This is a genomic window from Gilliamella sp. Choc4-2 (genome assembly GCF_001690355.1).
In the GTDB taxonomy this organism is placed as follows: domain Bacteria; phylum Pseudomonadota; class Gammaproteobacteria; order Enterobacterales; family Orbaceae; genus Gilliamella; species Gilliamella apicola_A.
On sequence record NZ_LZHG01000032.1, the window covers coordinates 1 to 10,652 of the forward strand.

Here is a 10,652-nt window from a genome sequence, read left to right on the forward strand (position 1 = left end):
TATCAAGTCACGGCATCCACCAATAAAATGAATGAAAAACCTTACCTACAACAACTTGGCGCAGTTAATATTATTGATAGTCAAACATTAAAAAAAGCAGGTAAACCACTACAAAAAGAGCAATGGTCTGGAGCAATAGACACCGTTGGTTCATACACATTAGCCAATATCTGTGCACAAACAAAGTATAATGGTCTTGTTGCTTGTTGTGGGCTTGCTCAAGGTATGGATTTTCCAGCTACTGTTGCGCCATTTATATTACGTGGCATAACCTTAGCAGGGATTGATAGTGTTATGGCCAATTACCACAAACGCTTAGAAGCATGGAATCTATTATCACAATATCTTGATAATCAAAGTTTATCTTACATTGGTAAAACCATTACCCTAAATCAATGTGCTGATATCGCTCAAAAAATGATAGCAGGAAAAATAAAAGGACGATTTGTGGTTGATGTCAATAAATAGCCTTGCTATTTGCAGCCGACAATACCATGAACTAATTAAAACCCAACGAGACCAAATGTACCGCTTTTGGCAAAGCGGTTATTATTCTCCTGCTCTCACATGCACATAAAAAATAATATCTGTTCACCTTAGTTATGCTTAATGTGATGCTTCTGTTTAATTTCAGCGAGCTCTTCTTGCGATGTGGCATTAAACGCTTCTACCATCCATTCGGGCCAGCCTTGTCCTTTAATAATTTTGTCTTTAAATTGGGTTTCTTGTTCCCATTTGTATTTGCCGTCGTTTAGACCGGCTAATTTGTTCGCGCACATAAAGTTATTAACCCAACCCCAAACCAAATAACTGCCTATGCCAGCACGTAATGGGTCTAACAAGATATGGTCGATTGTTTTATGGGTATTTGGTTTGCACACCATTAATATAGTGGTGTTGAGTGAGTAGCGTGAAAAATTATGCACCACCACCCCTTGTAAATGGGCCCAGTCATATTCTTTAATGCGTTTTTTATTGGGATGCAAAAAGGTTAACGGATTGCGTAACACTTTAAAATTAAAAAAATAGCTTTCATTGATATACACTTTACCCGTTTTGCGATTAAAAATAATGGGGCTACCTCGGCGTGTAAAAAGGTTTTGATAGAATTCAGGGATAATAAATATATATAAAGCAACTAAAGAAGCAATTAATATCACGATGAAATTAATCATCAAGAAAGTTTCTTTTCTTAATGCTAATTCTAAAATTAAATTTATAGATAAGTAGATTAATGGTATTGAAAGGACAAAAAGAACAAAAAGCATGGATAAGTAAAATATTTGATCTGATAAAGTTTTACGGATAAAAGCACAGTAGTTATCATTGGCATATAGAAGACGCTGATCCGCACCCGTTAAATAGTTACCGCCTTTTTCTAAATCGCCTATCCAACCAAGAATTTGGGGTTGATATTGTGATGGCATAATTATCCCTTATTCCTTAATCATCTTGGTTATTCCGTTATATGGTGCCGTTGTTTGATTTCGGCTAGCTCTGCTTGCGATGTGGCATTAAACGCTTCTACCATCCATTCTGGCCAGCCTTGTCCTTTAATAATTTTTTCTTTAAATTGAGTTTCTTGTTCCCATTTGTATTTGCCGTCGTTTAGACCGGCTAATTTGTTCGCGCACATAAAATTATTAACCCAACCCCAAACCAGATAACTACCTATGCCACCACGTAATGGGTCTAACAAAATGTGGTCGATTGTTTTATGGGTATTCGGTTTGCACACCATTAAAATAGTGGTGTTGAGTGAGTAGCGTGAAAAGTTATGCACCACCACCCCTTGTAAATGGGCCCAGTCATATTCTTTAATGCGTTTTTTATTGGGGTGCAAAAAGGTTAGTGGATTGCGTAATACTTTAAAATTAAAAAAATAGCTTTCATTGATATACACTTTACCTGTTTTACGGTTAAAAATAATGGGGCTTCCTCGGCGTGTAAAAAGGTTTTGATAAAATTCAGGAATCAGAAGATATAAAGCAAAAAAACAGGTGATGTTCATCAATAATAATACAATATCCATAATTTTTTCATCATTATTAACTGCAGGAGTCATAGTAAAAACGAAATAAAAATAAATACCTATATAAAAAGAAAGACCAAATATTGATATAAAACAAATAAATAAATAAAAAAACTGATCAGATTTTGTTTTACGAATAAAAGCACAGTAGTTATCATTGGCATAGAGCAAGCGATCATCGGCACCCGTTAAATAGTTACCGCCTTTTTCTAAATCGCCTATCCAACCAAAAATTTGGGGTTGATATTGTGATGGCATTGTTCTGCTCCTTATTTTAAATTTTATTGTTTTTAGTCACGATTAATGGCACGCCTTCACGGTTATTGTAAAATAGGCGGCGTTATCCTTTCCCGCCCTGAGCTATTAAAACTTATTGTTTGACATGATGCCGTTGTTTAATTTCAGCGAGCTCTTCTTGCGATGTGGCATTAAACGCTTCGACCATCCATTCTGGCCAGCCTTGTCCTTTAATAATTTTTTCTTTAAATTGGGTTTCTTGTTCCCATTTGTATTTGCCGTCGTTTAGACCGGCTAATTTGTTCGCGCACATAAAATTATTAACCCAACCCCAAACCAGATAACTGCCTATGCCAGCACGTAATGGATCTAATAATATATGGTCGATTGTTTTATGGGTATTTGGTTTGCACACCATTAATATAGTGGTGTTGAGTGAAGAGCGTGAAAAGTTGTGCACCACCACCCCTTGTAAATGGGCCCAGTCATATTCTTTTATGCGTTTTTTATTGGGATGCAAAAAGGTTAACGGATTACGTAACACTTTAAAATTAAAAAAATAGCTTTCATTGATATACACTTTACCCGTTTTACGGTTAAAAATAATGGGGCTTCCTCGGCGTGTAAATAAGTTATGATATAATTCAGGAATCAGAAGATATAAAGCAAAAAAACAGGTGATGTTCATCAATAATAACACAATATCCATAATTTTTTCATCATTATTAACTGCAGGAGTCATAGTAAAAACGAAATAAAAATAAATACCTATATAAAAAGAAAGACCAAATATTGATATAAACCAACCAAATGAATAAAAAATCTGATCAGATTTTGTTTTACGAATAAAAGCACAGTAGTTATCATTGGCATAGAGCAAGCGATCATCGGCACCCGTTAAATAGTTACCGCCTTTTTCTAAATCGCCTATCCAACCAAAAATTTGGGGTTGATATTGTGATGGCATAATTATTCCTTATTCCTTAATCATCTTGGTTATTCCGTTATATGGTGCCGTTGTTTGATTTCGGCTAGCTCTGCTTGCGATGTGGCATTAAACGCTTCGACCATCCATTCTGGCCAGCCTTGTCCTTTAATAATTTTTTCTTTAAATTGAGTTTCTTGTTCCCATTTGTATTTGCCGTCGTTCAGACCGGCTAATTTGTTCGCACACATAAAGTTATTGACCCAACCCCAAACAAAATAACTACCTATGCCACCACGTAATGGGTCTAACAAAATGTGGTCGATTGTTTTATGGGTATTCGGTTTGCACACCATTAAAATAGTGGTGTTGAGTGAGTAGCGTGAAAAGTTATGCACCACCACCCCTTGTAAATGGGCCCAGTCATATTCTTTAATGCGTTTTTTATTGGGGTGCAAAAAGGTTAGTGGATTGCGTAATACTTTAAAATTAAAAAAATAGCTTTCATTGATATACACTTTACCTGTTTTGCGGTTAAAAATAATGGGGCTTCCTCGGCGTGTAAAAAGATTATGGTAAAATTCTGGTAACATTAAATATAATGTAATAATAAATAAAACTAATATTCCTAGTAAAAGGGAAAAAATATATTTATCATCATCTGATTTTAATTGCATATCATCTACAATATCATATGCAAGAAAAGGAATAATAAACATTAATCCAATTGAAATTACTCCAGAAAGACATAAATAAAAAATCTGATCAGATTTTGTTTTACGAATAAAAGCACAATAGTTATCGTTGGCATAGAGCAAGCGATCATCGGCACCCGTTAAATAGTTACCGCCTTTTTCTAAATCGCCTATCCAACCAGGAATTTGAGGTCGATATTGTGATGGCATAATTATCCCTTATTCCTTAATCATCTTGGTTATTCCGTTATATGGTGCCGTTGTTTAATTTCAGCGAGTTCTTCTTGCGATGTGGCATTAAACGCTTCGACCATCCATTCGGGCCAGCCTTGTCCTTTAATAATTTTTTCTTTAAATTGAGTTTCTTGTTCCCATTTGTATTTGCCGTCGTTTAGACCGGCTAATTTGTTCGCACACATAAAGTTATTGACCCACCCCCAAACAAAATAACTGCCTATGCCACCACGTAATGGGTCTAACAAGATATGGTCGATTGTTTTATGGGTATTTGGTTTGCACACCATTAATATAGTGGTGTTGAGTGAAGAGCGTGAAAAGTTATGCACCACCACCCCTTGTAAATCTGCCCAGTCATATTCTTTTATGCGTTTTTTATTGGGATGCAAAAAGGTTAACGGATTGCGTAACACTTTAAAATTAAAAAAATAGCTTTCATTGATATACACTTTACCCGTTTTACGGTTAAAAATAATGGGGCTTCCTCGGCGTGTAAAAAGGTTTTGATAAAATTCAGGAATCATTAAATATTCGAGAATAATATAACAAAATAAACCAGGAGTTAAAAGATAGACAAGTGTATCACTATTGCACGTTATAATAGAATATATCAAAGATGGAATTAAAAAGATCCCCGAAATTGAGAAAAAAAACCCCATACATAAATAGAGTAACTGATCAGATTTTGTTTTACGAATAAAAGCACAGTAGTTATCATTGGCATAGAGCAAGCGATCATCGGCATCGGTTAGAGAATTGCCGCCTTTTACTAAATCGCCTATCCAACCAAAAATTTGGGGTTGATATTGTGATGGCATAATTATTCCTTATTCCTTAATCATCTTGGTTATTCCGTTATATGGTGCCGTTGTTTGATTTCGGCGAGTTCTTCTTGCGATGTGGCATTAAACGCTTCAACCATCCATTCTGGCCAGCCTTGTCCTTTAATAATGTTGTCTTTAAATTGAGTTTCTTGTTCCCATTTGTATTTGCCATCGTTTAGACCGGCTAATTTGTTCGCGCACATAAAGTTATTAACCCAACCCCAAACCAGATAACTACCTATGCCGACACGTAATGGATCTAATAATATATGGTCGATTGTTTTATGGCTATGGGGCTTGCATACCATTAAAATAGTGGTGTTGAGTGAGTAGCGTGAAAAGTTATGTACCACCACCCCTTGTAAATGGGCCCAGTCATATTCTTTTATGCGTTTTTTATTGGGGTGCAAAAAGGTTAGTGGATTGCGTAACACTTTAAAATTAAAAAAATAGCTTTCATTAATATACACTTTACCCGTTTTACGGTTAAAAATAATGGGGCTTCCTCGGCGTGTAAATAAGTTTTGATATAAACCTGGAACAACTGTTGAGTACATTGCAAAAATGCAAAGTATTGCACCTATTGCTATAATAATTAGCATAAACTCATCTTCTTTGTCTTTTAATTCTGAAAAAATAAGAATGCATAAATCAATACTAGCAATAGCTCCTACACTTCCAAGAAACATAGATATAATAAAAATAAATGAATAAAAAATCTGATCAGATTTTGTTTTACGAATAAAAGCACAGTAGTTATCATTGGCATAGAGCAAGCGATCATCGGCATCGGTTAGAGAATTGCCGCCTTTTACTAAATCGCCTATCCAACCAAAAATTTGGGGTTGATATTGTGATGGCATTGTTTTACTCCTTAATTTAAATTTTATTGTTTTTAGTCACGATTAATGGCACGTCTTCACGGTTATTGTATTGCACAATAATTTGATATTTTACAATATTAAACACACCTATTGTGCCAGCGATCCATTTATTGATAATAAGCCCATTTTGCACTGGCTCGTCGCTATTGGTTGTGGTTTTATCAGTAAGATGATTAGCCGATGTGGTTAAAGTAAATTCGTTTGGCTCATCAATTTTGCTATAATCGGGTATTGGGAGCCGAGTCAGTACGCCGATATTACGATCATACTTATCAAAATAGGCTTTTTTATCCGTCGAAATAAGATTGAGGTTACCATAGTTTTTGCTGATGGCTAATAACGTTATTTGTTGCGAGGTGATACGGTATTTTAGATCGATATATTTTTCGGGCAGAGGGTCTGGCTCGCTTTTTAGATTTGGGTAATCATTAATAAATAAGCGAATTAGCGCAATTGCACTTTCGTTTTGATTGTATTTGGCAAAATCGGGAATATCCAAATAAAAATAGATGTGCCGTTGAAATTGATTTGGGGCATCGGGCTTAACTAGTATTTCTGTTGTTGATGGTACATGATACAGCGGTTTTAAACGAATAAAAGTTTGAATATTATAAACCATAATCGCATAGTCGTTGAGCGCTAAACCAAAACCTGAGTGAGTGCTGTATTCATCTTCGTGATAGGCTTGATAACCTAAATAGTCCAATTCTTCTTGCTTACCAAAGCAACAACGGTTTAACCAGTGTTGAATAGCCGTAAAATTATCGTACTTTTTACTAAACATAATTGCGATTGAACCAACAACCACTAAAACAATGCCAATAATAGCCGTTAAAGGTGAGCCTAATAATAAAATAATTGCACCAAATCCTAAAAAAATAGAGCCTACAAACCTATACCCAAAATATTTTTTATCTTCCATATTTATCATATCAAACGAACTTTTTAGCTCACCGATCGCATCTAATACCGTGATCGTAGCCGTTGCTCTAGAAACAGTTTTACTGATTATAGTATTGAGCTTAATTTGTGCTTTGATTGGACGCACATTTTTACCAGCGTTAATCGCTTCAGCCATTTGCATATTGAGTTTGATATTTTTGTATTGGTTAGTTAAGTCGATACCGGTTAGTACCAGTGACACCAGATCTTTAAGCATTTGCCCTTTTAGATCGGTTTCACCGTTACCTTCTTTTGCTTCATCCCACTCTTTAAGCATATCGCTAATGTTTATTAGGGTCAGGGTGCCTAATATGCCGTTCACTGCAAGGCTGATACCAAAAGTTATTTTCCCTGTTCTGGCGTTTTGATTAGCCGTTTGTAGTTCTACCTCATTATAGATACTTTCTAATTCATGTTGCGCTTTGTCTATCACACCACCCGCTTTTGATATTTTTTCGTTTATTTTAGCTTTTGCTTGTTCTAGGGCTTTATCACTGGTTTTGCTTAATACTTCAGTGGTTGAGGCTTTGCCTTGATTCACTTTTTCTATGTTTTCAAGCAGTGTTTTTTGTTTATGGATTAATTTGAAATAATCTTTATACTTTTGCTCCATAAATTGTTTTAAGCTGTATGGGCTTAATGTACCATTGGTGCTATTAATAAAGTCTACAAATAAGGCTTTACTGACTTTATCAGGAAAGCATAGGGTAAATTTCGCTTTTTGCATTTTGCCCGAGCTGGTTTTAATTGGTTTTTCATCAATATCAACACTTTCTAAAAAGGCAAGCTCATGCGGGTGATAGACGCCATGATTGTAAAAACCACGATGCATTTGGGTTAATAGATTTTGAATTTTTACGATATTTTCTGGTTTAATTTGCACGTTTATTTCAACCGGTAGCGCCCCTAGTTTGGCAAGTTCATCAAATGCATTTAGCCGCATCCAGTGCGATTTTATCGGTTTAAGTAAGGTGTCTTTAGCCAGTATTGCCTGTTTTTTTAGTGCCGTGCGGTTAAGTAAACTTTCACTATATTGGGTTGATACTTGAGTGTGTTGTGTTGAACTAGCAAGCTTTGATAATTCGTTATTTACCACTTCAAGGTTTTTATTTAATTCCCTATGCTTCGTTTCATAAACCTTTTTTTCACGTCTGAGTTTTTCTTGCGCTACAGGATCACTAACTGGAATCTGTTTTTTTTGTTGTTCAAGCTCGTCAATTTTTTGTTTATTTTGTTCAATTTTAGCTTCCAACTCGGCTTTGTTTTTTTCTAATACGATTTTTTTATTGTTTAGCTCTTTATCCCTCTTTTTTTCTACCATTGCAGTAGAAACAGTACCAATAAACTCCGTTGATTTTGATAACCAGTCGGTTGGTGTTATTAATTCGTTCGTTTTTAAGTCTACGTAGATAGGCTCGTCACGATCAATACCTTTTGCGTTATTATATTCGGTAATGTAATAGATACTTTCAGGATTACTGAGCAGCTCGTCCCACAGGGCGCTGTCTTGATCGAGTTTGATTTCGGAATGAGTGGTATCGACTAAAATAGAGCCCACTTCTGATGCGTGCACCAATTGCGTCGTTTCAGTACTGAAATCAAATTCACGTTGCCAAAAATGATTGGTGTTAACACTTTTGGGTTTGGTTTTGCTAAATTGCGAGACAATCCCTTGTTTGCCAAATAACCAACGGACATAGGTAAAATAGTCCTGCGACCACTCTTTATGGTAATCAACCACTTTTTGATAAGCGGATTCTAATTCCCCTTTAAAAGTATCAACTTTACCTTGATCCACACAGCTATCAATATCATTGAGTGCTTTGGTTTTATCTTCGCCCAATTTGCCGATTTTATTGTGCATTCTCGCAGATGTTGGAATACCATTATAGCCAATGGTGTCATTGCCCGAATTTTTTACTTTTTTTATTTCTTCTTTTACGCGAGCGATTTCACGATCAAACGAAGTGACAATCGAAGCTCGGTACTGCTCCATTAACTGTAAAATTATCCGCTTTTTAAACATCACGGGTTGATAATAATCAAATTTTCTTTTCAATGCAGGATTGATGGTGTGGAGCATGTTTTTTGCTCGTTGTTCGTAGATTTTTGTTGCTTTGTCTAAATCGTCAAAACCATCGATTAATTCTTCTGCTAAATTCACTTCTTCTGCGGTTAACGGTATTTCGTTAAACATATGCAGGTGCGATACCCGTTGCGAGTTGAGCTCTTCGGCGATACCTAAAGTGTCTTCCAGCACGACGCCGCAGGATATCGGTTTATCCCCTTGGTATAATTGATTGGTATGTAGCACATATTTTAATTTTTGGTCTTTTAAACGGGTAAACCCATGTACCGATTCAAAATTATCAAGATGCTCATCAAAACGAAATTCCAGTACTTTGCTGTTTTCTGCTTGGTAAGTTTGATAACTGCTACCAAAAATATCTTTAAACGGTACGGCTCGGTTGCCAGTTGCCTCAGACGGTGAGTCTTTGAGTTTTTGTATATCAATTTGGGTAAAACGGGATAGCGCTTGGCTATCTTGTTCTTGTAGGTAATCATCAATGGTTGTTTTCGACCAAGGTCGTGAACAATAAGCCACCCAAGCTTGCGTAAAGTTTTTATCATCAAGATTGATGAACGATGCCGGAATAGAATGGCAAGCTTTGTTACACGCTTTTGATAAAGGTCTTGGCTCGGTATTGGGCAGGTCATGGTAGTTTCTTAAACGTAGTGCCCCATCAATGCATTCATACGCATGGAGTATTCGGCTATGGATGTCGTCGCCTTTTTGTTGCATCACATACACATAACCTTTACGCAAAATACGCAGTACATAGCTATAATATTCTAATGCCTCTTCTGGCATGCGGTTTTTAAAATCTAAGTTTTTAGCGTAATCGGCTAACTCTTGATAAGTGGCGTTGACTTTTTTTGTTAAACTCGACGTTGTTTTTATCACAGCCTGACGCAGTAAAAAAACCGGTAGCCCAGTTCGTTCACAGACAGGGCAAGCGCCCGATGCTTGGATTACATTTTCTAACGCAAGGTTTGCTGCTTTCTTCATCTTACATCCTTTATTGCTTGTCTTATTTGTTATTCGTTAATCGAAAGTGATGAGATTTCAAGGTGAATCTGGGCGTTAATAACGTGTTTTGAGAATGTGCTCGGCTCTTTTTGCGCTTTGGCTATTTGTTCAAGCACGTTAGGATGCTGAGTAAATGCAGTTTGGTACCTTAAGCCATTTAATACCCAAAATTGAATATCGTTAGCGTCAGTTAAGCCTAATTGATAAGCTTGTTCAACCAGTTGTGTTGCTTGCATAATCACCTTGTTATCAAGGGGGAGCCGTTTTTGTTCTGTATAGTATGTTCGGTTATTTGCCCATAAATTGACTAAGTTTTGAATCATTATCAAATTTTTTAAGCGATTGCCGTAATTTTCACTCCAACTTTCGGCAATATTGGCGGTGTCATCGGCGGTAAAACGGATAAACTGCCCACCATGAATCGATGGGTAGTAGTAGTTTGCAATTTGGGTTAATTGTGATTTTAGCCATGCGTTGTCTTCTTTGCTCGCTACTTCTTGCAGAAATTGCATTCGAAATGGTTCAAAAAAGGGGTAATAACGCCGATGCAATGCATTGGCAATGGTATTGCCAATATTGATTAGTTGTTTTGCCAGTACCGATGGTTTAAGGTCTGTAACAATATAAGCACAAATATAACGCTTTGACTCAAAACATTCGTTTGCTGCTTCAAAGCCAATTCTATCCAATATTGGGCTTTCTAAAAATTCATCGGGTTCGGCAAGTTTAACCAGTGTTGGGCAGACGCTTGGGTCATAATCTAAATCCGAACGTAAAACTTGCGT

At 36.3% G+C, this 10,652-nt stretch carries 9 protein-coding genes; 1 reads left to right on the forward strand and 8 read right to left on the reverse strand.

The genetic code is table 11. The features are described 5' to 3' along the window. A partial coding sequence (locus tag A9G34_RS04390; protein WP_141670337.1) for a zinc-binding dehydrogenase occupies positions 1-468 on the forward strand: 468 nt, incomplete at its 5' end. Between the two features lie 128 nt (positions 469-596). On the opposite strand, the gene A9G34_RS04395 is transcribed toward A9G34_RS04390, so the two are convergent. From A9G34_RS04395 to A9G34_RS10735, 8 genes are all read right to left on the reverse strand, one after another. After that, positions 597-1,427, reverse strand: a complete 831-nt coding sequence (locus A9G34_RS04395; RefSeq protein WP_065568990.1) for a DUF6708 domain-containing protein — start codon at positions 1,425-1,427, stop codon at positions 597-599. Between the two features lie 29 nt (positions 1,428-1,456). Further along, on the reverse strand, positions 1,457-2,290 hold the full coding sequence (locus A9G34_RS04400; RefSeq protein WP_065568991.1) for a DUF6708 domain-containing protein: 834 nt from the start codon (positions 2,288-2,290) through the stop codon (positions 1,457-1,459). 112 nt (positions 2,291-2,402) lie between these two features. Then, complete coding sequence (locus A9G34_RS04405; protein ID WP_065568992.1) at positions 2,403-3,236, reverse strand: DUF6708 domain-containing protein; 834 nt, start codon at positions 3,234-3,236, stop codon at positions 2,403-2,405. Between the two features lie 29 nt (positions 3,237-3,265). Continuing rightward, the gene (locus A9G34_RS04410; protein WP_065568993.1) at positions 3,266-4,099 is read right to left on the reverse strand and encodes a DUF6708 domain-containing protein; all 834 of its coding nucleotides are present in this window, start codon (positions 4,097-4,099) and stop codon (positions 3,266-3,268) included. Between the two features lie 29 nt (positions 4,100-4,128). Further along, positions 4,129-4,944, reverse strand: coding sequence for a DUF6708 domain-containing protein (locus tag A9G34_RS04415; RefSeq protein ID WP_065568994.1), 816 nt, complete (start codon positions 4,942-4,944; stop codon positions 4,129-4,131). Between the two features lie 29 nt (positions 4,945-4,973). Next, on the reverse strand, positions 4,974-5,813 hold the full coding sequence (locus A9G34_RS04420; RefSeq protein WP_065568995.1) for a DUF6708 domain-containing protein: 840 nt from the start codon (positions 5,811-5,813) through the stop codon (positions 4,974-4,976). 16 nt (positions 5,814-5,829) lie between these two features. Next, positions 5,830-9,846, reverse strand: a complete 4,017-nt coding sequence (locus tag A9G34_RS04425; protein ID WP_065568996.1) for a toxin VasX — start codon at positions 9,844-9,846, stop codon at positions 5,830-5,832. Between the two features lie 29 nt (positions 9,847-9,875). After that, positions 9,876-10,652: hypothetical protein (locus A9G34_RS10735; RefSeq protein ID WP_065568997.1), on the reverse strand; the 777-nt coding region annotated here is incomplete at its 5' end.